Raw genomic sequence first — 24,409 nt, 5'->3', positions numbered from 1 at the left:
ACCTAAGCATATTTTTAACTTTTAAGCTCATTCTGATTATGTAAAGATGTATTATTTCTTGAGAAAATTGTAATAGTACTAATTGGTAGTTTTTCGTTTTTTCTGTATGTTAGGATACAACATATCGAAACTGGATTTATTATTCATAATATAGTATTGAATTCGACGTTCAACAATAGTCTTAAATCGGGAACTAAAATCATAGAAAAAGCCCGGATTTTTCCTGATTTCTGTGAATGCTGTTAACCATTTTCTTTGTTTGATAGGCTCTACAACTTTAAGGTAAGCTAGATTTTTCTTATAAATTTCAAGATTATAAGATAGAGCGTGCATTAAAGCAGGATTTTTTTTCACAACCTCTTGTTGCATGAAATAATTAGTAGCTTTGCAGTATTGAGTTAGACGTGGTAATTGGCTTTGATATACAAGAGAACCTGGGCGTGAACGGTAGAAATAATAGGGTTTTGGTTCAATAAAAAAGCGAGCTCCTTTGATTAAGCATTTCATATCAAGCCAAAAATCTTGACCCATCCTAATTTCGTCATCGTACTCAATGCCGTGCTTAACCAAAAATTCTCGTTTGAATAAAGGCTTGCTTAAACCAAGATGCAATCCTGGTTGTCCATAGACATCAGTTTCTACAAAATAAACAATATCAATTTGGAGAATTTTATCTATACGTTCTCCACTTTCTTCAATTAATGTACTCCAGGGAGATGTTTCACCATCCTTGATTAAATAAATATCATCAGCAATCATGTCTGCATTCATTTCATTTGCCAGAGACACAAGCTTAGACAATCTTTCGGGAGCATACCAATCATCTGAATCAAGCACAGCAATCCATTCTCCTTGGGCTGCTCTGAAAGCTCGATTACGTGCAGCAGCAGCTCCAAGATTTTGCTGATTAACTATCACTTTGAGACGTTGATCGCTAAAACTCTTAGCGATTTCTACAGTTTTATCACTTGAACCATCATCAACCACGATAACTTCAATATCAGTAAGCGTTTGCTCTAAGGCTGACTCAATTGCCTTCGCAATATAAGCTTCAGTATTGTAAGCAGGGATAACGACGGAGACTTTAGGATTCACGAAACTTAACTCCTGACTACTGACTACACGGCTAGGTAAAAATGCTAAAATCCTGACCGTAATTTGATCATCTCTTTTTTACTATACAACTCAGTAAGTCGGTCGGATTAAAAGAGGCAAGAGACAGGAGGAGCTTTCTCAGTAGGGAATTCGACCACTACTGTTTTGAAATCGCTGAACTATGCTTCAGTGGGTGATTTTAGGTTTACTGACGTTCTAGACTAGCTTCCATTGTGTTAGTTAAAAAATGACCAGCCAAAATGCCACTACTGAGGTAGTATCTATCTTCCGAAATCCGGTGTAGGGTTTCAAAGCCACTACGACGCTGACGATCGCTTAGTACCCAGTAACGCTGTACAATCGTATCCAGACCAATCCAGCCTTCGCCTTCAATCTGCCCCAAAATATTATGTTGTAGTAAAAAAGTATACTGACGCTCTCCATCATGCAACCGCCCTTTATATTGCAGAAAGATTTCGGAGCGATCGCTACCTGGGAAGATTAATTTTGTAGCCATAGTGAACCAGTTATCTCGATTCCAAGCTACCAAGGTCATACCCTTGAGGCTGATTGGCGTACCATTACGTTCTAGCCAATTTCCTTCCATTGCCCAGCGTCCTGGTTCCAATAAAAAAGTATGAGCCACCTTTTATTTCCCTGTCTTGATCGAGTGCCGCCAAGACTATAGTTATAACAGTGCTGAGTTGCGTTAGCGATAGCGGGACGTTTAGCCTGTGAAGGATGAAGAAGTTTTCTATCTTGTTTATTGTTCCTGTCTTATTACTGAGTACTGATTTTGCTGAATTTCTCCCAAAAGCACTTCTTGAGGTGCCCCAGTCGCAGTAGGTAAGTTGCCAGGAATCCCCAAATTTCGCCAGTAGGCTAAAACTGCAAAGGCGATCGCTTCTTTAAAATCTGCACTCAAGCCGACTTCATCTGTAGTCAAGACTGGTATTGATGGCAATAACAATTGTAATCTTTGTTTTAAATAGAGATTGCGACTACCACCACCACATAATAGTACCTTCTGTGGCATTTCTGGCAAAAAAGTGCGGTAACTGTGAACAATTGAAGCAGCTGTAAGTTCGGTGAGAGTTGCCATTATGTCAGCGAGACTGAGTTGGTATGCTTCGGCATCTTTTAAACACTCATGCAGGTAATTCACACCAAATAACTCTCGTCCAGTGGATTTGGGTGGCGGTAGATGAAAGTAGTCTTGGTTGAGCCATTGTTCTACCAATGGATAGCAAGGAGTACCACTTGCTGCCCAATTGCCATCTTCATCATAAGTTTTAGCACCAGCGCTTAAATGCTCCACCGCCAGATCCAACAGACTATTTCCTGGGCCAGTATCCCAAGCGCGAATTTTTGAGAGCCAGTCGCCATACCGAGGCGGAATATAAGCAACATTGCCAATACCACCAATGTTTTGAATACAACGCCCTTCCTGGGGATGACTGAGTAAATAGGCATCTACTCTGGGCACAAGAGGCGCACCATGACCACCAATAGCGATATCAGCAACGCGGAAGTTGCTCACAGTTGTAATGCCCGTAAGATGGGCAATTAATGCACCGCGTCCTAGTTGCAGACTGTAACCTAATGGGGAGTAGGGAGTGGTTTTCTTCCCCGTAGCTGGTCGATGATAAACTGTCTGACCGTGGGAGCCAATGATAATAGCTGGCTGATGACCAATTTGAATATTTTGGGCGGCTTGGGCAAAGGCAATGGCGATCGCATCATCTATTTCTGCCAATTCTGCCATTGAGATGGCAACGCCTGCACCAACAGCCAATATTTTTTCTCTGAGTTCAGCTGGATAGGGATATGTGGCTCCGGCTAGCAACTCAACTTTAAGATCCAATTCTGTGCCGGAAATCTCTACCAATGCCGCGTCTATGCCATCTACAGATGTGCCACTAATTAAACCGATAACGCGAGTAGGGACAGCAGCTTGTTCAGTCGGATGCATTGATCAAGATTCTTTTGTTGCAAGAGGTAGTTTAATTCATGTTACTACCCATGTCAAAAAAACCCAGGTGACATACTTGACTGGAGAAAAACGAGTAGGCAGAGCAAGGGAAGAATTTCAAAAGCAATAGCAACGATCGCGAATCTATTTCTACTTATCAGAAAACAGGGTTCTCAAAGACTGTTCCCGTTTAATAATAACAACATCCAAAAATACAAAAACTTAATATAAATAAGCTGATTTTATAGTTTTTTGTTCTGAAGCTAAAAAACAGATAATTGATGGATTTTTCAGTAAATGGTTAAGAACTAATCACATCTTTCCAAGAAATTTGCATAACACAATGCTCATGCTTTCTTTATCTATAACACTAAAGATATAAACTGCCTGCAAATGACAAAACATCACCTTTTATAAATAAAGCTTGTTTACAATTTAGCACTGACAACTTCGCACTTTCTACATAAAGCAATAGACAGCCCAGTACATAATATCAGTGATTATTCCCTAAAAAAAGTCCAATCACCCATATTTATGTCTGGACAGAATCAAATCGAAAAAGTAGTAATCTCTCTGATTTGCAATCTATCAACACATCGCACAATTGGGCTATGAACACGAAAGATTAAAAACGAAAAGGATTCTAAAATGAAAAATCTTTTAATTAAGTCCGCGATCGCTTCTGGTGTAGTTTTGTCTTTAGCTACTATTACCCGTCCTGCAACGGCTGCATCTTTTGCGGTATCAATAGAAAACGCAGGCGTACAAAATGCACAATTATCAAATCTTGTTAATGCCCATGTAGATACTTTTGATTCACAAACACAAGGTTACAGTGCAACAGGATTTCAATGGAATAATGGAACAAAAAATATTGGCAGCTATAGCAATACTCTGATCTTAGATCCAGACCAATATGGTGCTGCTGGTGGAACAGGTAAGTATTTTGATGTAGACACGAATAGATCGGGTAATGGTCAAACAGTTTCCACTCTCAATTTGACAAGCCCACAAAGTTACTTTGGGCTTTGGTGGTCTGCTGGAGATGCTAGCAACGTACTTACATTTCTTTCACAAGGTCAGGTTGTTTTTTCTATGACCACTGCTGATGTAGTAAATTATATCGCAGGGTTATCAAATAAATCCAGCTACTATGGTAATCCTAATTCGGCATTCCAAAATCAGGATTCTGGAGAACCCTTTGCGTTCATCAACTTCTACGATGTTGGCGGAACTTTTGATCAAGTTCAATTCACCAATATTGGTGGAAGTGGTTTTGAATCAGATAATCACACAGTCGCTACTGGCTACAAGAGTATCACTGGTAATGTAGTTACTCAAGCTGTGCCTGAATCTTCTTCTGTATTAGGAGTTTTTGCAATTGGTTTTGTGGGTGCTGCTTCAGTTATGACTCGTCGAGTCAAGAAAAAGTCAGTTTTGCAATTGTCATAAATCTATTGGCTTGGAAACAAGACTATTTCTAGCTCACAGGTCTTCTGAACTTCTGATGAAATTTATGGGAATGTCACTCTCAAGCGATCGCCACTTTCATCGCACTGTTTGAAATGGGTGTTATTAAAATACCAACTTTAGCTCAGTAACATTTGCCTAATTTTCTCTATATCTTACTCCCAGGCTCCACTTCACAACATAGTGTGCCGTAGGGAGGATTTCAAAAGTTCCAGCAAAAAGCAAACATTAAATACAAGTTAGGGTGAGCTTACTTAGGTAAGCTCACCCTAATTGTTTTGACATTTATTTTCTGAACTGCCACTCTACAACGTTTAGACAATGCCCGAATTGCCTCTTGCTTCAGCTTGGAGATGTCGTTATTACTCAGCCTACAGGCTTAACTTAGGATAAAACTGAGATCATAAAGCCCAGATTTTAAGAATCGATATGATAGAAAAGTAGATAAAACTTAAAAAATATTTATCGAATGGTGCTTCAATCATCTGGCTTGTCCAAGGTCAAAGACTCATTAACACAAAAAATCTTCTTGGGTAATGAACCTAATGCGGAGTTGATTGCAATTCTCACCGTTTATTTTGTCCAAGGAATTTTAGGGCTATCGCGTCTAGCTGTAAGCTTTTTCCTGAAAGATGAACTGCTGCTGAGTCCAGTCCAGGTGTCGGCGCTATTGGGAATTGTCTTCCTACCTTGGATGATTAAGCCGGTGTTTGGTTTTATCTCCGATGGTTTGCCTATATTTGGCTATCGTCGGCGTCCTTATTTGATTTTAGCCGGGATACTGGGAACTGCTTCTTGGGCGAGTCTGGCCACAATAGTTCATACTAGCTGGGCAGCTACCTTGGCGATCGCTCTTGGTTCTCTTAGTGTCGCCATGAGTGATGTCATAGTTGACTCGCTGGTTGTAGAACGAGTCAGAGGGGAATCGCAAGCAAAAGCAGGTTCATTACAATCTCTGTGCTGGGGTGCTTCTGCGATCGGAGGTTTAATAACAGCATACTTTAGTGGTCTGCTGCTGCAATACTTTACTACCCGTACCGTCTTTGCAATTACCGCCTTATTCCCTCTCATCGTCTCAGGGGTAGCTTGGTTAATTGCTGAGTCCCCCGTTAGCAAAGATACTGAAGATAGTAATCACACCAACCCTTTACCAATCAAACATCAACTGGGGCAGCTACGCCAAGCCATTAGCCAAAAAACAATTTGGCTACCAACAGCATTTATCTTCATCTGGCAAGCTACCCCAAATGCTGACTCAGCCTTTTTCTACTTCTCTACCAACGAACTCCACTTTGAACCAGAATTTTTGGGGCGAGTCCACTTGGTGACGAGTTTCGCTTCTTTAGCAGGTGTTTGGATTTTTCAACGTTTCCTCAAAAGCATCCCTTTTCGTGTAATTTTTGCTTGGAGTACTGTGCTTTCGTCAATTTTAGGAATGACGATGCTGTTGTTAGTGACTCACACAAACAGGCGGTTAGGTATAGATGACCACTGGTTTAGTTTGGGTGATAGCGTGATTCTGACTGTGATGGGGAAAATTGCCTTTATGCAAGTGATGGTGCTAGCAGCAAGGCTTTGTCCCTCTGGTGTGGAAGCAACATTATTTGCCCTGTTAATGTCGGTGTTTAATTCAGCAGGAACGGTTTCTCATGCATTCGGAGCATTAATCACGTATTGGCTGGGGATTACCGCAACGAACTTTGAATCACTTTGGCTATTGGTGCTAATTACTAATCTCAGCACCTTATTACCCTTACCATTTATCAACTGGCTACCTGCTGCTGAAGAACAAACTGAGACATCCAAAGATGGGGAAGAAGCGTTTTTGCCAGATTTGATGTCTGAATTGGTACTGAGAGAACCAGAGTCGAAAATAGTCGAATAGTGGAATAAATCTCACTCTGAGTCGAGGTAGTAAAGCTGCAAAAAAATTCTTTTTAGCTGTTACATTTTCGTCCAAAATAACAAAAAAAACAAAGTATATGCGTTTGAAAAGTCAAGAAACTTCAGTTACAGAAAAATCCTATACTCGTGCAGACTGGCAAGGAGGATATCAATCTCTTACCCAAGAGTTTGATTATTGGATTGATGATCTAGAAGGAAAAATCCCCACGGAGTTACAAGGTACGTTGTTTAGAAATGGCCCTGGTTTATTGGATGTGAATGGGCAGGCTCTTCATCACCCATTTGATGGAGATGGGATGATTAGCAAAATTACCTTTACCAATGGGCGTGCCCATTTTCGTAACCGCTTTGTCCGCACAACTGGCTATTTGGCAGAGCAAAAGGCAGGGAAAATTCTCTATCGTGGTACTTTTGGTACTCAAAAACCTGGCGGTTGGCTAGCTAATATTTTTGACTTCAACCTCAAAAATATTGCCAATACAAATGTTATCTATTGGGGTGGGAAACTGCTAGCAATGTGGGAAGCGGCGGAACCATATCGCCTCGATCCTTATACTCTTGAAACCCTGGAAAATGAATATTTTAATGGTGCTTTGTCAGCAGGTGAAGCTTTTGCTGCACATCCGCGCGTAGAAAATAATTGCGATCGAGATGGGGGCGCACCTTGCCTCGTCAACTTCTCAATTAAGCCGGGATTATCTACCACAATTACTATTTTCGAGCTGAATTCAGCAGGTGAAATTATCAGACAACACGCTCATAGTGTTCCTGGTTTCTGTTTCATTCACGATTTTGTTATTACTCCCAATTACTGCATCTTCTTTCAAAATCCTGTCACCTTTAATCCCATACCTTTCGCCTTGGGGATACGTGCGGCGGGAGAATGTATCAAATTTCAGCCAAATCAGCCAACTCAAATCATAATTATTCCCCGCTTCCCTAAAGAAGGGCAAGAAAAGATAAAAACTCTGGAAACTCAGTCGGGTTTCGTCTTCCACCACGTTAATGCTTTTGAGGTAGAAGACGAAGTTTTGATTGACTCCATTTGTTACCAAAATTTACCAGAAGTCGAACCCGAAAGTGATTTTCGACAAGTTGATTTTGAGGCAATTTCACCTGGGCAACTTTGGCGATTTTGTCTGAATCTAAAGGATAGGACAGTGCGGCAAGAATTGATTGAGAGCCGTTGTTGTGAATTTCCCAGTATACATCCGGCGAATGTGGGACGTTCTTATCGATATCTATATATAGGTGCGGCTCATGCGGAGATTGGTAATGCTCCCTTACAAGCATTGCTGAAAATTGATTTAGAGTCTGGAGAAAGACAACTTTGGAGTGCTGCACCCCGTGGTTTTATCGGTGAACCGATTTTTGTCCCACGCCCAGGTTCCGAAAAGGAAGATGATGGTTGGGTATTAGCTTTAGTTTATGATGCTGCCCATCACCGCTCAGATTTGGTAATTTTAGATGCTAGTGATTTCTCTAAAGGAGCGATCGCTCGCCTACATCTGAAGCATCATATCCCCTATGGTCTACATGGAAGCTTTACTTCTGAGGTTTTTGGGGAAATTTAATCTCTTATTTGGGTGAAACCATTTTGTCGCTGGCAATGATGTGCAAATCAATATTTTTGAGCAAGCGCACCAATTTTTGCGTCAAAGATCCTTTGAGGAGCATTTGCCAGCGCGATCGCTGACTCTCTCCGATTACAATTTGGGTAATCCGATATTTCTCGGCGATTTCAGCGATCGCATTCGCTACGTTACTGTTGGTAACACGAATAAAACTACCTTCAAATTCCTTACACAATTTTTCACAAGTGTGGATGTGTAAGCTTTCTTCCTTAGTCAGGAAGCGTTCGGGATCGGCAACGAACAAGGTATAAAGCGGTGCGTTCATATAGTTAGCCAACCTTGCACCCCGGCGTAACAGTTGCACCGAGTTGGGATAAGTGGATATACACACCAAAACCCGCTCATGAATATTACAAAATTGCCCATTGGGGATAGTAGCGATCGCATTTTCTTCTACATTGTCTGCTACTTCCCGTAAAGCCAACTCCCGCAAAGCAATTAAATTACGGCGTTGGAAAAAATTATCGAGGGATTGTTGGATTTTGTCTGGTGCGTAAATCTTGCCTTCTAATAACCGTTCTTGCAATGTTTCTGGCGTAACATCTATTACCACTATTTCATCTGCTTCATCCAGAATCCTGTCAGGAACGCGCTCCCGGACTACTACACCTGTAATTCTGGCTACTAAGTCATTGAGACTTTCCAAATGTTGGACATTCATTGTGGAATAGACATCAATGCCTGCTGCTAAAACTATTTCTACATCTTCGTAGCGTTTTTCGCGCGGGGAACCAGGGACGTTGGTATGGGCAAGTTCATCGATTAAAACTAATTGGGGCGATCGCTTTAAAATAGCATCTGTATCCATATCCGTTAGCGTCAATTCACCGCGAGGATATTGCTTACGGGGTACAATCTCCAGTCCCTCTGCCTTCTCAGCTGTGTCCTTGCGTCCGTGGGTTTCCAAAAGCCCAACGACGACATCAAGCCCTTCATGTTTGAGTGCGTGTCCCTCTTCCAGCATCCGGTAGGTTTTGCCTACTCCTGGAGCCATGCCAATAAATATTTTATGCTTACCCCGTCGTCGTCCCGGATAAAGCGAGTAACTTGCAGAATTTAAAGGTGTGCCAGCCGAACCAGTATTACTACTATTATCTGACATCTTTAGCACTCCTATTGCATGGGAAAACCATTATTGCCAATGCCCCATGCCCATTTACTGATTTTGCTGACGATTAATATCTTGCAAGTCAAGAGCATAATTTAATCGGAGAACATTGACTCCCGGTTCGCCAAAAATCCATAAAAATCTGCCATCAGTATACTTGTTAATTAAACGTAGGATCTCATCTTCTTTTACTCCCCGCGCACCAGCAACCCGCGTCAATTGCTGTCGTGCTGCTTTGAAGGAAATATGTGGATCTAAACCAGAACCAGAGGTATAAATTATATCTGCTATTGGTTGAAGATTTTCGTCTCGCAATTGATTTGCGTCTTCTTGAATCCGCTTTAGTAGTTCTGGATTACTAGCACCGAGATTGCTGGCTCCAGATATGCCAGTTGGCTTGGCTTTTTTGCCTTGGCTATATCTAACAGTACTGGGACGAGGATGGAAATATCGGTCAGATGTGAACACCTGCCCGATCAAAGCCGAACCAATCGGTTCATTATTTAGATTCAGTATGATGCTGCCATTAGCTTGATCGGGCAAAAAAACTTGACCGACTACAAGGATTATTAGTGGATAGATGATTGCAGTCAACAACCAAAGCATGAGAGTTATGAAAATTGCTCTGATGGTTTCTCGAATAATAGCCATAATAAATTTTCTAATTGCTCCTAGAATTTTATTTTTAATTTTTTATTTTTAATTCTTTTGCCCATCTAGCAGTACGTTCCAGGCTGCTGTTAGTAACAGCATAAACAACTGGGGCAACTACCACATTCAAGCACAGCACGATAAAAATAGCGAGTGGTAGGTGTTGTTTATGCTATTGCGGCCAAAAAAGCACATCACCCAAGCAGTGCTGAGTTAAAACGATGTTTATCCATATTCTTGTTGTTACCTCTCTCAACAGGTAAAAGTAAAAATGTTGATTGTTTTACTTTGTTCGAGATGCGATCGTTTCTGGCATTGCTATTTTTGCTTTCTTTAAGCCAAGCCTACAGCTGTAATCAGTATATCGATCAACTTAATAGCAATAAACGGCGCAATCACCCCGCCTAAGCCATAAATTAAAATATTACGTTGGAGTAGCCGATTAGCTGTCAGAGGTCTAAACCGCACTCCCTTTAATGCCAAGGGAATCAAAGCGGGAATAATCAAAGCATTATAAATCAATGCTGATAGTACAGCAGATTTAGGGCTAGTCAAATTCATAATATTCAGGCTTTGCAGGTTAGCTGCGACAAATATCACTGGGATAATTGCAAAGTATTTAGCAATATCATTAGCGATGGAAAATGTCGTTAATGCTCCGCGAGTAATCAACAATTGTTTACCAATGCTAATGATATCGATCAGCTTTGTGGGATCGGAGTCCAAATCTACCATGTTGGCGGCTTCTTTGGCAGCTTGCGTTCCTGTATTCATCGCAACGCCGACATTAGCTTGGGCTAATGCTGGAGCATCGTTAGTTCCATCTCCAGTCATCGCAACCAGTTTGCCTGCTGCTTGTTCCTTTTTAATGACGTTGATTTTGTCTTCTGGTGTGGCTTCGGCAATGAAGTCATCGACTCCAGCTTCTTTGGCAATGACAGAAGCTGTAATTTGATTGTCTCCAGTTAGCATGATGGTACGCACTCCCATCCGTCGCAATTGCTCAAAGCGATCGCGAATACCAGGTTTAACTATATCTTTGAGATAAACAATCCCATATATTTCGTCATCTAGGCAGACTGCTAGGGGTGTACCTCCCAAGCGAGAAACTTGTTCGTAGACAGCATTTAATTCTGGTGTATCGTGTCCGTTGTGGGAACGAACAAATCCTTTAATAGCTTCTACTGCTCCTTTTCTAGCCTCATACCCACCAGGTAAGTTAGTACCACTCATTCGTGTTTTGGCAGAAAAACTAACTCCTTCTGCCTGGTTGGGGTCGAAATCAAACCGTGCGCCTAACTTTTCTGCTAGTCGGATAATGGATTTACCTTCTGGTGTATCGTCAAAGACACTAGCCGCCCAGGCAATACTAGCAATTTCTAACATGGAATGACCGTTGAGGGGAATAAACTCTTCCGCCAAACGGTTGCCGAGGGTAATTGTACCCGTCTTATCGAGAACTAAAGTATTCACATCACCACAGGCTTCGACGGCTCGTCCTGAAGTAGCAATAACATTAATTTGGGCAACTCGATCCATACCAGCAATGCCGATGGTACTTAGTAAGCCGCCAATGGTTGTAGGAATTAACGCTACTAATAGGGCAATCAAGATTGGGATGCTGACTGGACTGTTGATATAGTAGGCAAGTGCAGGCAGAGTTACCACGACAAACAAAAACACTAAGCTCAGAACTGCCAGCAATACCGTCAGGGCAATTTCATTGGGTGTTTTGCTGCGTTCTGCCCCTTCTACTAAGGCAATCATCCGGTCAATAAAGCCTTTGCCTGGATCAGATGTGATCCGAATAATTAGTTCATCTGAGATAATCCGTGTCCCACCAGTGATGGAACTGGCAACATCGGAGCCTGATTCTTTTAATACTGGTGCGGATTCCCCAGTAATTGCCGATTCATCCACTGAGGCAACACCCATGATTACTTCGCCATCGGCGGGAATGATATCGCCAGCAACGACGTAGATGGTATCCCCTTGTTTGAGGCTGGTGGATGAAACTTCATCTAGTGTGCCATCGGGAGCAAGTTTTTTAGCGATCGTCTCTGATTTCGTCAATCGCAAGGCATCAGCTTGGGCTTTACCCCGTCCTTCTGCTACTGCTTCGGCAAAATTGGCAAACCAAACTGTAAAGAATAAAATCCCCGACAACAAGCCGTTAAAAAGTTGCGGGTTCTTTTGCAGGGCTGGGCCAAATAGGTTGGGATCAATTGTTAGCAAGAGGATAATGATTGTCCCTACCCAAACCACAAAGATCACTGGATTTTTGATTGCATACTTAGGGTTGAGCTTGATAAAAGCATCTCTAATTGCCCTTAAGTACAGCCATTTTTTACTTGCCCTAGTCTTTTTACGTCCTTGGCGGCGATCGCCAGAACGAGAATTCGGGCGTCTAGCTTTGAAGTTAGTTGCCACTTGATTCATAAGTAAAGTTAGAAATGAGAAGTTAGGAGTTACAAATTAGTGAGTTAGGAGTATTGGGCAATACGTTTGGGTTAAGGATTTTTGCCATTGATTTCTAACCCGTAGAGACGCGTTAGCGCAACAGGCCCAGCCCAGCCTAGTCCAATTTCATGTCTCTTGGGCTTAACTGAACCGTATTGAGTTATTAGGAACTTCTAATAACAAAATATCCAACCTGTAGGGTGCGTTAGTAACGCAACCTACGAAACCAGATAGTTTATTTATTTTTTAGTTTTCTCTTAATTCCAAACTTATAACTCATAACTCATAACTCATAAATCTTCTAACTGCCAGATGCTAGCTTTAATCCCTCAGCTATGGGGCCTAAAGCCAGAACGGGAAAGAAAGTCAATACTCCCAAAACCAGTGTCACTCCAGCCGTGATACTAGTAAATACCAGAGAATCAGTTCTCAGAGTCCCAGGGGTTTCTTGTACTTGTTGTTTGCGAGACATCCCATCAGCTAGCAGCAAGATGGCAATCATGGGAATGTAGCGTCCTCCGATTAAGCTAACTATTGTACTCAAGTTCCACCACAGGGTGTTGTCCTTCAACCCCTCTAAGCCGGAGCCATTATTTGCGGCGGCTGAGGCGTATTCATAAACTACTTGAGAAATACCGTGATAGCCAGAGTTGCTAATTCCAGATAGGGAAATGGGATAAGCCAAGGCGATCGCACTGGGAATTAAAACTAGAATTGGGTGAATCAACAGCACGACGCTGGCAAGGACAATTTCTCGCTTTTCAATTTTGCGTCCTAAAAACTCTGGGGTGCGTCCTGCCATTAGTCCAGTTAGAAACACTGTGAGAATTAAGTAAATAAATAAGTAAGCTGTTCCAGTTCCTTGACCACCCCAGATAACTTGGATAAATAAGTTGAAGAGAGTCGAAAATATTCCTTGCGGCATCAAAGAATCGTGCATCCCGTTCACAGCGCCAGTCATGGTAGCAGTAGTCATCACTGCCCAAAATGCCGTTTGTGCCCAGCCAAATCGAACTTCCTTACCCTCTAAATTGGGCTGTTCTAATCCAAAGGTGTTATTAACCAGGGGATTACCTTGCAGTTCTCCCACGGCTGTTACTCCCACCAGAACTACAAAAATCACAAACACCATCCAAAAAAGTAGCCAAGCTTGTTTGATGTTGTTAGCAAATATACCGTAAGTATAAATCAAGGCTGCTGGGATCGAAATCATGGCGATCATTTCTATCAAGTTAGAAGCGCCATTGGGATTTTCAAAGGGATGTGCTGAGTTTACGCCAAAAAAGCCTCCGCCATTTTCGCCCAAAAGTTTGATCATTTCAAAGGATGCCACCGGGCCTCTAGCAAGATATTGCGTCCCGCCTTCTAAGGTTCTCACATCCAGAGTCTTAGCTAATGTTTGTGGTACACCTGTTACAAGCAAAGCGATCGCGCCAATAATCGAAATCGGCAGCAATATTCGCGTAATTCCACGAACGAGGTCAACGTAAAAGTTACCTATTCGTCTACCTGTTAAGCCGCGAATAAAGGCAATTCCCACTGCTAAACCGGTGGCGGCGGAGGTGAACATCAAAAAGCCCAAAGCTGCTACCTGGCTAAAATAGCTTAAGGTTGTCTCACCTGCATAGTGTTGTTGGTCGGTATTAGTTACAAATGAAATAGTTGTATGCAGCAATACATCCCAGGTGGGCGCACCGAAGCCATTAGGATTCCAGGGCAAGAACCTCTGAAAATATATCAGCAAATATACTGAAACACCCATAATGATGTTGCTATACAGTACAGCCAGGATATACTGCCAACCCGTCATATTATCCTTTCTCCGAACACCCGCTAGTACGAACATACTTCGCTCTATGGGGTTCATTAAAAAATCAAGCAGTGTTCTTTCTCCTAAGAAGACACGTGCTATGTATCTTCCCAATAACGGAGTGATTGCTATGACAATACACAGCGTTAAGCCAATTTGCAAAAAACCTTGTCCCATATATTTTGCGCTAAATTAAATTTAAGTACTAGCAAGCCAATTCTTAGAAATAACAGATTAACTGTGGAAATATTTCATTTCCAGGGATTTACTATTTTCAGTTATTACTATTTTCCAGATACTTGTTAAAGTTTTTGTTAAGAATATTTAATTTTTACACTTAATTCATCTATTTCACTAATTAGGACTATTTGTTTATACAATACATTTTCGTAGTTTGCTACTTTACAAAGAATATAAATATACCAAAGGATTTTATTAATGAGTTAGGGATTGACAAGATCGTAATAGATACCGCTCTTTGTGGGTAAATACTCACTCCCCAATCCTACATCTGGATAATTGTAATCTTAGGGTTAACTCTCAAGTTGGCATTTGCAGATATAGATTGTAGATAGATCACAAGACTTGTCGGGTTTTGGAGAAAAGGGGAAAGAAAAAACCTTTAACCCAACCCCAGTAACCTTTTCCCCAAACCCAATTCTGAGTTCAAAATCCAAAACCTGAGTAGTATTGAGATAGCTCATAATTGGTGAATTAAATAGTTATACATATTTTTGGTAATCATAGATGACGATCTTAAGCCGATTATTGACTATGAAAGAAGCTATAAATGAGCGTAAGGAGACCTATGGGCTAATTGCGATCGCCTTTGCGCTCGTAATCGGGTTGGAATATTTGACACCACCTGAGTACGTATTTGGCTACCTCTACACAGGGACGATTTTGTTAGCCGATTCTCGATTGAATCGGGGAGCAGTTTTGGTGATCACTTTTGCCGCTACAGGATTAACATTATTGAATTTATTTGTTCCCGGAGGAGAAATAATTAATTCCCCAACGCTGGCAAATAGGTTGATTGCAGTGTTGGCATTGGTAGTAACGGGTTGGTTAAGCGATCGCAACCACCGCAACGAAGAAGCGATCGCTTATACACAAGCGCAATTACGCTCCCAAGAACAACTAGCTATCATGCGTGAAGATTTTGTGTCCACCCTAACGCATGATTTGAAAACACCCCTATTAGGAGCAATTGAAACGCTGAAATATTTTCAAAATGAGCAATTTGGTGAAATCACACCAATGCAAGCAAAAGTCTTACAAACAATGGCTCGTAGTCATCGGAGTACATTGCAATTAGTCCAAACACTTTTAGATGTGTACCGCAATGATGCCGAAGGGCTGAAACTACAGATATCACCAGTTAACTTGGTAAGTGTAGCAGAAGAAATCATCGCTACCCTGACTGAACTAGCAAGAACACGTCAAGTTTATATTTCTCTGCACTATGGCGAATCAGATTTTCGGAGCTTTCTCTGGGTAAATGGCGATTCTTTGCAACTTGGGCGAGTCTTCACCAATCTTCTGAGTAATGGCATTAACCATACCCCTCGTGGCGGTAAAGTGGAAGTAGTATTTGAAGGTTATTCTAGCGATCAAGTGGTAAAAATACTCGATACTGGTTCCGGTATTACCGAAAAAGAGTTACCCCACTTATTTGAGAGGTTTTATCAAGGACATAGCGATCGCCACGTCTCTGGTTCTGGACTGGGGCTTTATTTAACTAGGCAAATTATAACTGCTCATGGGGGTACAATTTGGGCAGAGAATCGCTCACCACGCGGCGCACTTTTTGGTTTCCGACTCCCAGCTTGTCCACCACCGGGAAGATGAAAAATCAATTCAAAATTCAAAATTCAAAATTCAAAATTAAAGAACTTCTGCCTTCTGCCTCCTGACCAATGACAAATGACAAATGACAAACGACCAATAACAAATGACAAAAATCTTACTAGTTGAAGATGATGAATTATTTCGGCTTGGTCTGCGGATGCGGTTGCAACAAGAACCCAGTTTGGAGATTGTCGCAGAAGCAGAAGATGGGGAACAAGCTGTAGAATTAGCAAATCACTATCCTCTGGATTTGGTCTTGCTGGATATAGGTTTGCCTGGAATTGGCGGGATTGAAGCTTGTCGCCAAATTAAGCAGAAGCACCCAAATTTACCAATTCTGGTTTTAACATCTCGTTCTGAAAAACCCCTGATTTCGCGATTAATTGCTGCTGGGGCGCAAGGTTACTGCCTCAAAGGTATTCCGGCTGAGTCTTTGATATTGGCGGTGCGATCGGTTGCAGCAGGTGCTTCTTGGTGGGATCAAACGGCAACAACAGAAATTAGAGCTGCTTTTGAGGGCAATTCTATGGTGGTGCCGCCCGTAAAAACTGACGAAAATCCCTTAACCAAGCGGGAGCAAGAAATTTTGGCACTGGTAGCAGCTGGCAAAAGCAATCAAGAAATTGCTGAAATTCTCTACATTGCCCCTGGTACAGTGCGGGTTCATGTCCATGCTATTTTACAGAAACTAGAAGTACGCGATCGCACTCAAGCCGCAGTCTTAGCTATCCAAAAAGGATTGGTAGCACCAGAATTATTGATTAATTAGATTTATCGCGAAAGAATTAGGATTGGGGAGCAGGGGAGCAGGGGAGCAGGGGAGCAGGGGAGGCAGGGGAGGCAGGGGAGGCAGGAGGAGTAGGGGAAAAGGTTAAAGGGAAAAGGAATAAATTTAATCTTTCCCCTTTCCCCCTTACCCATGCCCAATCCCCAATCCCTTTTAAGATTTTGAAACCTGTGATGAAATATCAGGTTGTTCTATGGGAATTTCGATTGTAAACTCTGCTCCTTTGCCAACAGATGAAGTACAGCTAATATTTCCTCGGTGTTTTTGGGTGATAATTTGATAACTAATAGATAATCCCAGCCCACTACCTTTACCCACAGGTTTTGTGGTAAAAAATGGGTCAAATAAACGCGATCGCAACGACTCTTCAATACCAGGGCCATTATCAGCGATCGCAATTTTAACCATATTCAAGTCTGTTACCTCTGTATGAATCCGAATTTGGGGACTAGAAAACAGGGAGTAAGAAGTAGAAGATTGATTCCCCACTCCCCATTGCCCCTGAGCACCAAAGGAGGTCCCGATTTCCCCATTCTTGACTCCCTCTTCTATTGCATCAATAGCATTATTCAACAAATGCATAAATACTTGATTTAGTTCACTCGTATAACAAGTGACTAAAGGCAAATTACCATAATCTTTCACTACAACAATTGCCGGACGATCGGCTGCTTCTCTAAGCCGATGTTGTAACATCACCAAAGTATTTTCAATGTCTTCATGGATATTTACCCGCTTCATTTCGGCTTCATCATGTCGAGAAAAGTGTTGTAGCGCCTGTACAATTTCTCGAATTCGATCAGATCCCCTATACATTGCACCTATCAGGTTTTGCAAATCATTAACCACAAAATTTAGGTCTATATCTTTGGCTATTTGCTGAACTTTTGGTGTGGGTTTGGGATATTCCTGTTGATAGACTTCGATCATATTCACTAAGTCTTCTACATATTGACCTGCATACTGGAGATTCCCATAAATAAAACTGATCGGGTTATTAATCTCATGAGCCAGTCCAGCTACTAACTGTCCTAGCGCCACCATCTTTTCGTTCTGAATCTGTTGAACTTGGGAGGCTTGCAAGTTGTCTAAAGCCTGTTGGAGTAAAAAGTTTTTTTCTTGCAGTTTAACTTGGAGTAAACGTAAATTAATCTGATTTTCAATTCGCAATACCACTTCTGCCCCATGAAAAGGTTTTGCAATATAATCTACACCACCAACATCAAAGGCTTTTACCTTATCGACAACATCATCCAGGGCACTAATAAAAATTACTGGGATTTCAGAAGTTTTATCATCAGCTTTTAATTGTTGACAAACTTGATAACCATCCATACCTGGCATGTTGATATCTAGCAAAATCACATCAGGCAAAACCATTTTACACGCAGTCAGTGCCATTTTACCGTTTAAGGCTTTGCGAACTTCAAAACCTTGTGCAGTCAACATTGCCGATAAAAGGCGTAAATTATCTGGGGTATCATCTACCACCAAAATATTTCTTTTATGATGGTTAGTTTGATTAAAATGCATTATTACCAAGAGTTATGCTTATAATTATTGAGGATAGTAAATCTTTATTTGAAATCACCCTAAAATAAATTTTTTGACTAATTCACCAAAATACTTATATTTATAGTTTAACTCCCACGGTGGCTGAAGAGTTTTTCAGACTATCAAAGCTATTGACCGGTTATGAGCTTTGCGAACCTGATAGCCTGCTTACAGCAGTATATTAGATAGCATGTACAGATTATTTAGCCAAGCGTTAATCATGAAATTTTTCCCATCTGTTACTTGATAGCTACCATTGAGGTGCTGTAGCAAGGAACTTCACAACCAATTCTTGTTCTATGGGTTGAGAAAACAGATATCCTTGAGCAAAATTACAGTTTAAACTTCTCAATTGGGCTAACTGTTCTTGTGTTTCTACACCTTCAGCGATCGCATTCATTCCCATTGAGTTAGCAATGCCAATCATTGCTGGCACTAACCCCATATTCTCTTTGTTATCTTGCATACGTTTAACAAAAGATTGATCAATTTTGAGTGCATTAAAAGGAAAGCTGTGCAGGTAACTTAAAGAGGAATATCCTGTACCAAAGTCATCCATAATCAACTTGATTTGTCGCTGTTTTAGTTGTTGAAGAATTATTTTAATTGCATCACTATTTTCCATAATTACACTTTCGGTAATTTCTAATTCTAAGTACGCCGGATTTATTTTAGTTTCATAAATTATTCTGTCAATTTGTTCTACAAAATTCTGCTGTAAAAATAACCGCGCGCTCAAATTGACACTCATCGTTAGAGGTTCTGGTGTCACTGGATGATGTTGCCAAATGCTTAGTTGATGACAAGCTGACTGTAAAACCCAAGTATTAATGGCATTAATTAAACCAATTTCTTCTGCCACAGGAATAAATTCTGTGGGAGAAACTAAACCACGAATCGGATGTAGCCAGCGTACTAAGGCTTCAAATCCAGAAATTCTGCCTGTAGTTAGAGAAATAATTGGCTGATAGTAAACGAGGAATTCTCGCCTTTCAACAGCCCTTCGCAGGTCATTTTCTAACTCTAAAAGCTGAATAGCTTCCTGATGCATCGCTGGATTGAAAACATGATATTTGGCTTTTCCTTGAGCCTTAGCTCGATACATTGCCGTATCAGCATCCCGCAGTAAATACTCTGGACGTTCGTAATCTTTATTACCCCAACTAATACCAATACTGGCATTCATAAATACTTCATATCTTGATAGTTTAAAAGCAAGTGATAGCTGTTGCAGAATCTGTTCAGCAACTTGGATTGCTATGTTAATATCTGTGATATTCTCTAGGAGAATCCCAAATTCGTCACCGCCCAATCGTGCTAAAGTATCAATAGGGAGCAGACATGCTTGTAGACGGCGAGCAATAGCTATCAGCAATTCATCTCCCACGGAATGACCAAGAGAATCATTCACAACTTTGAAGCGATCGCAGTCCAAAAAAAGTACCGCAAACTGATAACTAGATTCTTGCTTGGCGCGATTGAGAGCATTTTCTAATTTCCTAATAAACAAAACTCGGTTTGGTAATCCAGTCAGAGAATCATGCAGTGCTATATCTAGCAATTGACTTTGCAATTTCTGGCGGGAATTGATTTCTTCTTGGAGTTTTTGCAAAGTTTTTTCTAGCTCCCCAGTCCGCTCTTTTACTCGATGTTCCAGTTCGACATTTAGTTTCAATATTTCTAACCGCGCCGATCTCAATGCCAGTTGATTTTGCACGCGTACTAAAACTTCTTGAAACTCAAAAGGTTTGGTGATGTAGTCTACACCACCCGCTTTAAAGGCTTTAACTTTGTCAAAAACATCATCTAAAGCACTAATAAAAATTACCGGAATATCAGCTGTTAGTTCCGAAGCTTTAAAGGTCTGACAAATTTCATAGCCATCTACTTCTGGCATCATAATATCGAGTAGAATCAAATCCGGTAATAATGTTTGAGTTGCTGTCAGTGCCATTTGCCAGTTCAAGGCTTTACGAACGTTATACCCTTCCCTTGTCAATATGGAGGATAAAACTCGGAGGTTATCCGCCATATCATCAATAATCAAAATATCTTTTTTATCAGGGTCTAAATGGTCGTAATTCATTCTACGTTTGTTATAGTCAATTCCATGATTTTCTCAAACTGATAATTATTTGCTAAATCCCTAAGAACTTGGAAAACTTGAGAATTCTCTGATTCAATTTGCTTCAGTAACTCTAAAATCAGTTCATCGCTACAGCTGGCTGCGGCATAGTGGATCTGTTGGAGCCACTCAGGTGGCATTTGTGATAAATGGCTCAAGAGTTCGGAAACACTGACAAACATCTGTGTAGATTGATCCACAAACGCAGTATTTGTGCTTTCTACTTGGTTGGTATACTTTAAACCCAGATGTTGACTCAGTTTTTCCAATAATACTTCTTGTGTGAATGGCTTGCGAATAAAATCATCGCAGCCAATGGACAAAATTTTCTGGCGTTCTTCTTCAAAGGCGCTAGCAGTTAAGGCAATAATAATTGTTTGTTTATCGCAGCCATCCGGCGTTGCTTCAGAGAAATCGCCAGGAATCAACTTTGCGGCGGATGCAGCAAAAGCATCATTGTCCATAACCTCAGTTGTTTCTCTTGTGGAAGACTCTTTGCATACAACTTTAATCGTTTCGCAGTCGCTAGAATCGGTTAACTCTCCCGTAAGGTACTGGTTCCCCGATGATGCCAGTTGTTTGAATTTTGGGAACTTCTGCAACGTATTGGCTGCCTTATGCCCCATTTCTCTAGCTTTAATTATGCTTGTGGCTTCGTAACCATCCATGATCGGCATTCGCATATCCATAAAAATCAAGTGTGGTTGCCAAGATTCCCAACTGGCGATCGCATCACTACCATCTGTAGCTTCCCGGACTTCAAAGCCTAGAGATGTCAGAATTTTTACTAGCAACAGACGACTTTCTTTGGAGTCGTCAACTACTAAGAGGCGGTATACTTTTTCAGTAGGTGCTAAAGCTATAATTTGAGATTTAATTCGATTTGTCGGGATTTCTCTGGGGCAAGTTAAAGCAATCTGAATATTAAAAGTAAATGTGCTACCGACACCAGGTACACTGCTGACATTAATATCTCCACCCATCAGTTGTACGTATTTGCGGCTAATCGCCAAACCTAATCCCGTTCCTTGTTGCGATTTTCTGCCGATTTCGGTTTGCTCAAAAGCCTCAAACAGTAAGTCAATTTCTTGTTGAGAAATACCACAACCAGTATCTTGTACCTCGAAGAAGAGACAAGGGGAATCAAGAAGATTTTGCTCCCCTGCTTCTTTAGCTCCCATCACCCTTAATGTCACCCTCCCCGTATCAGTAAATTTGATCGCATTTCCCAAGAGGTTGATCAAGACTTGACATAGTTTATTTTCGTCGGTTTCTATGTATTTAGGAATGTCTTGTGCATATTCAAATACTAATTCTAAATTTTTAGATACAGCACGCAAGTGCAACATCTCTTCTAAGTTCTTCAATAGATGAATTAAGTCAAAGCTACTTAAATTTAAGGTGATTCTGCCAGCTTCGATTTTAGACATTTCGAGAATGTCGTTAATTAAGTTGAGTAGATGTTCGCCAGCACGATTAATAATTGCCAAGTTTTCTTGATGTTCGCCAGATAGCGAATAATCTTGACTCATAACTTGAGTAAAACCAAGAATGGCATTGAGTGGGGTACGCAGTTCGTGGCTCATATTAGCCAGGAATTCGCTTTTGGCGAGGTTAGCGGCAGTGCTTCGCGCTGCTTCCCGAACAGCTGCTTGTTGTTCTTGTGCAGCGATTTTTTGCGATTCAATCAGTTCTTCTTGGGTAATTTGCAGTTGTTCAATTACTTGTTGAAACTCTTCGGTACGTTTTTTTACTTGAGCTTCTAAGGTGCGATTGTATTCTGCTAATAACTTTTCTGTTTGTTTGCGTTGGGTGATATCAAAAAATGTAGCGATCGCAAAAACAAGATTCCCCGATTCATCATAAATTGGCTTTCCCAAAACTTCAATAGGAATAATCTTGTCAGCACGACGAATTTCCACATCATCAATCCTGGTACTTTCCCCAAGCAATGCTCTCAAAAGCGGCAGGCGATCCCTGGGGTAAAGTTCATTTGTACCGGCAAGGTAAGCTTGATATACGTCTGAAAATTGTTCGGTGTTAACTTCTGCATAAACCCCTAGTGGCTTGTCGTTAGACATCGCCCCTTGACCGAGAATTTGCTGCCCAATTTGATTTGTATAATAAGGTTCACCTTCTGCATCGATGATAAATACACCTACAGGCATAGCTTCTAAAAATTGAGTTAGCCGACTCTGACTCTGAGATAGCGTCTCATTTAAGGCTTGCATCTCGGCATTCTTTGCTGACAAAGCACTGAAGGATGCTTTGAGTTGCTTTGCCATAGTTTCAAATGACTTGGCTAGTTCTCCTAGTTCATCGAAACGCTGAATTTCTGGTGTTTGCTCCCATTCACCTTGAGCAATTTTCTTAGCTGATATGTTTAATTGTAAAATCGGCTTTATTATCCAGCGAGCAGTCAAAATCCCAATTCTTGTAGCTATTAAAAAAGCAACTATACATAGCAAAATAGTGATGTGGGTATTGGCGTTAATTTCTTGCATAAATTCGCCTTCGGGAATCACCACCACAATTAGCCAATCTAAACCTAGTTCATCCCTCCAGTTTTTTACTTGCACAAAATAACGCATTCCATCGGCGGTAAAACTTAGCTGTTGCTTTCCCACAACAAACCCAAGACTACCAAAGCGTTTGATTAAAGACTGTGTTGTGAGCCTAATTAAAGAATTTTGACTATTTAATGCTGATAGACGTTTTCCTTCGCCATTAACGATCTTATATGGTGGTTCGCTTGTAGAAGAAGCAACTATTAAGCCAGAACGCTCTAAAATAAAATTTTTACCAGACTCTTTTACCTTTAAGCTGGCTAAAAAATTGCCGATTTGTGACAAGAGTAAATCAACACTAATTACCCCAACCAATTTGCGATTTTTTTCGTAAACAGGATAGCTGGAAGATATGGATAAAATTTCTGGTTTATCTTCCCATTGATAAATTTGACTCCAAACTGGTTTGCCTATCTTGACTGGATCTGCATACCAAGCTTCTAGACGAGGATCGTAATTTTTGACTTCCTGAAAATGGCGGCGATTTCCTTTGTTGTCTGTAGGGTAAACATAAAGTTTGCCTATACCATTCTTTTGACTAACTTCATTAATTAAGAGCTTGCCATTATCTAAACGTTCAACACCGATAAATTCACCTTTGGGATTAGCAAAGCTGTTGTAGCCAACATTGAAAACCTGCATTTGTTTCCAAAAGTAATTTCCGGTGGTTTGAAAGTCCGAAAGGTTGAGCAAACCTAGCTCAATTGCATCTAAGTTGATTTGATTAATTTGCTGCGGAGTTGTTAAATAGCGATCGAGATGCTGTTCAATGCGATCGCAGATTTCATTTTCTAATTGAGTAGCAAGCTCATGTACCGCTTTTTGACCGTTTTGATACGAAAGATAGCCCACAAGTCCTACCGCCCCACAGATTTGCAATATAAAGGGCACAATCAGAACATACCGCAGGGGCATTTTGGCATAAACTTTGCCAACTAAACAATTAATAGATTTAACGGACTGAAGTTTGGATAACATTGTTGTTTAATTTTTCCCCAGCATATATTCGGGGCATTTTTGCCATATCAGCTACGTTTTATCTCAGCAAAATTACGGTTAACTATCACTTTGGCATATATTTTAGTATTTTAAGTATAAAAAAAACACAAACTTTTTATACTTATTTAACTGGCTGAGTTCCTCCAACACCTAATTTTCAAACTTTGTGCCAGTGGTACACATCGCCGGGGTTGGGTGGGTACGCCATTGCACCTAAATTTGCTCAGTTTTATCTGGCGATATGTCAACAGATGTTCTCAGATGAACTGAAATTCAACCGATAAGCTCCAGTATGCCATTCTAAAATTCAGGTCGTCATTAGCACCCAATCCTAAATTTAATTTTTAATTGCTGATGTCTTGATTTTCCGGTATCAAAATCACTGGATTTTGTACAAAAACTTATTTTTAACTACAACAAT

The 24,409-nt window shown here is 40.9% G+C and carries 15 protein-coding genes; 5 read left to right on the top strand and 10 right to left on the bottom strand.

What is annotated here, in order from left to right; translation table 11 throughout:
• Window positions 1–78: 78 nt before the first annotated feature.
• The 3 genes from RMX98_RS01695 to RMX98_RS01685 all read right to left on the bottom strand — a co-directional run bounded on the left by RMX98_RS01695 (window position 79) and on the right by RMX98_RS01685 (window position 3,067).
• Window positions 79–1,095, bottom strand: a complete 1,017-nt coding sequence (locus RMX98_RS01695; protein WP_322680611.1) for a glycosyltransferase family 2 protein — start codon at window positions 1,093–1,095, stop codon at window positions 79–81.
• A 205-nt stretch (window positions 1,096–1,300) separates the two neighbouring features.
• Window positions 1,301–1,741, bottom strand: a complete 441-nt coding sequence (locus tag RMX98_RS01690; RefSeq protein WP_322680612.1) for a hypothetical protein — start codon at window positions 1,739–1,741, stop codon at window positions 1,301–1,303.
• Between the two features lie 117 nt (window positions 1,742–1,858).
• A complete protein-coding gene (locus RMX98_RS01685; RefSeq protein WP_322680613.1) occupies window positions 1,859–3,067 on the bottom strand; it encodes an anhydro-N-acetylmuramic acid kinase in 1,209 nt (402 codons plus the stop codon).
• 648 nt (window positions 3,068–3,715) lie between these two features.
• On the opposite strand from RMX98_RS01685, the gene RMX98_RS01680 reads away from it, so the two are divergent.
• The 3 genes from RMX98_RS01680 (at window position 3,716) to RMX98_RS01670 (ending at window position 8,016) form a co-directional block, all read left to right on the top strand.
• Window positions 3,716–4,519, top strand: a complete 804-nt coding sequence (locus RMX98_RS01680) for a hypothetical protein (protein WP_322680614.1) — start codon at window positions 3,716–3,718, stop codon at window positions 4,517–4,519.
• Between the two features lie 487 nt (window positions 4,520–5,006).
• Window positions 5,007–6,422, top strand: a complete 1,416-nt coding sequence (locus RMX98_RS01675) for a folate/biopterin family MFS transporter (protein ID WP_322680615.1) — start codon at window positions 5,007–5,009, stop codon at window positions 6,420–6,422.
• 97 nt (window positions 6,423–6,519) lie between these two features.
• Window positions 6,520–8,016: a carotenoid oxygenase family protein gene (locus tag RMX98_RS01670; RefSeq protein ID WP_322680616.1), complete on the top strand. Its 1,497-nt coding sequence runs from the start codon at window positions 6,520–6,522 to the stop codon at window positions 8,014–8,016.
• Window positions 8,017–8,020: 4 nt separating this feature from the next.
• Here the strand turns inward: RMX98_RS01670 and RMX98_RS01665 are convergent, their stop codons facing one another.
• From RMX98_RS01665 to kdpA, 4 genes are all read right to left on the bottom strand, one after another.
• Complete coding sequence (locus tag RMX98_RS01665) at window positions 8,021–9,178, bottom strand: universal stress protein (protein ID WP_322680617.1); 1,158 nt, start codon at window positions 9,176–9,178, stop codon at window positions 8,021–8,023.
• 54 nt (window positions 9,179–9,232) lie between these two features.
• A complete protein-coding gene (gene kdpC, locus RMX98_RS01660) occupies window positions 9,233–9,835 on the bottom strand; it encodes a K(+)-transporting ATPase subunit C (protein ID WP_322680618.1) in 603 nt (200 codons plus the stop codon).
• Window positions 9,836–10,168: 333 nt separating this feature from the next.
• Window positions 10,169–12,274: a potassium-transporting ATPase subunit KdpB gene (gene kdpB, locus RMX98_RS01655; protein WP_322680619.1), complete on the bottom strand. Its 2,106-nt coding sequence runs from the start codon at window positions 12,272–12,274 to the stop codon at window positions 10,169–10,171.
• Between the two features lie 322 nt (window positions 12,275–12,596).
• A complete protein-coding gene (gene kdpA / locus RMX98_RS01650; protein WP_322680620.1) occupies window positions 12,597–14,282 on the bottom strand; it encodes a potassium-transporting ATPase subunit KdpA in 1,686 nt (561 codons plus the stop codon).
• Between the two features lie 570 nt (window positions 14,283–14,852).
• On the opposite strand from kdpA, the gene RMX98_RS01645 reads away from it, so the two are divergent.
• Together RMX98_RS01645 and RMX98_RS01640 are read left to right on the top strand one after the other, a co-directional pair.
• Window positions 14,853–15,956 carry a HAMP domain-containing sensor histidine kinase gene (locus tag RMX98_RS01645; RefSeq protein WP_322680621.1) on the top strand — a complete coding sequence of 368 codons (1,104 nt, stop codon included), beginning with the start codon at window positions 14,853–14,855 and terminating at the stop codon, window positions 15,954–15,956.
• A 103-nt stretch (window positions 15,957–16,059) separates the two neighbouring features.
• Window positions 16,060–16,725, top strand: a complete 666-nt coding sequence (locus RMX98_RS01640) for a response regulator transcription factor (RefSeq protein WP_322680622.1) — start codon at window positions 16,060–16,062, stop codon at window positions 16,723–16,725.
• Between the two features lie 171 nt (window positions 16,726–16,896).
• On the opposite strand, the gene RMX98_RS01635 is transcribed toward RMX98_RS01640, so the two are convergent.
• The 3 genes from RMX98_RS01635 to RMX98_RS01625 form a co-directional block, all read right to left on the bottom strand.
• Window positions 16,897–18,276, bottom strand: coding sequence for a response regulator (locus RMX98_RS01635; protein ID WP_322680623.1), 1,380 nt, complete (start codon window positions 18,274–18,276; stop codon window positions 16,897–16,899).
• 271 nt (window positions 18,277–18,547) lie between these two features.
• Window positions 18,548–20,383, bottom strand: coding sequence for an EAL domain-containing protein (locus tag RMX98_RS01630; RefSeq protein WP_322680624.1), 1,836 nt, complete (start codon window positions 20,381–20,383; stop codon window positions 18,548–18,550).
• A complete protein-coding gene (locus RMX98_RS01625; RefSeq protein ID WP_322680625.1) occupies window positions 20,380–23,967 on the bottom strand; it encodes an ATP-binding protein in 3,588 nt (1,195 codons plus the stop codon). Before RMX98_RS01625 ends, RMX98_RS01630 begins: the two co-directional genes overlap by 4 nt.
• Window positions 23,968–24,409: the final 442 nt, after the last annotated feature.

The sequence above is a fragment of the Nostoc sp. DedQUE02 genome, from assembly GCF_034531035.1.
Classification (GTDB): Bacteria; Cyanobacteriota; Cyanobacteriia; order Cyanobacteriales; family Nostocaceae; genus Nostoc.
This window is presented reverse-complemented; position numbering and strand designations above follow the sequence as displayed.